This window comes from Acinetobacter seohaensis, from assembly GCF_056431365.1.
This window is the reverse complement of sequence record NZ_JBWKMK010000060.1, coordinates 1-572: the sequence shown is the minus strand read 5'-3', so window position 1 is coordinate 572 and position 572 is coordinate 1. Positions and strand designations below refer to the sequence as shown.

Genomic DNA, 572 nt, shown 5'->3' with positions numbered 1-572 from the left:
ACGTGTAAACGCAGCTCATCCTGAATGGATTCCTGCTGTTGTGCTCTACCAGGAAATTTTAGGGTTGGGATATCCAGGAAAGATCAGGATCTTGAGGGAATATCTTGCAACATTAAAACCAGTTGCTAAACCGGAACCGATCATTCGTTTTGAAACCCAACCTGGCCAACAAATGCAGGTGGATTTCACCACGATTCGACGCAACAACACGACTTTGAAAGCCTTTGTCGCAACATTAGGGTATTCCAGAGCGACTTTCGTGAAATTTTATGATCATGAACGTACGGATGCATGGATCGATGGTCTAGAAAATGCATTTCAGTTCTTTGCAGGAGTACCTCAAGAAATCCTGTTTGATAACGCTAAAACGATCATGATTGAACGGGATGCCTATCAGGAGGGGCAGCATAAATGGAACCCCAAACTGCTCGACTGCGCCAAGAAGTACAGCTTTCGTCCTCGCGTATGTAAGCCCTACCGTGCACAGACCAAAGGCAAAGTTGAACGCTTTAATGGATACCTCAAATCAAGCTTTATTGTGCCATTGAAAGCAAGCCTGAAGACTTCGGGTT

Annotated in this window: 1 pseudogene; it reads left to right on the top strand. The window is 44.9% G+C overall.

What is annotated here, in order from left to right:
- Positions 1-572, top strand: a pseudogene (gene istA, locus AC07E5_RS09600) (IS21-like element ISAba8 family transposase); the annotation flags it as partial.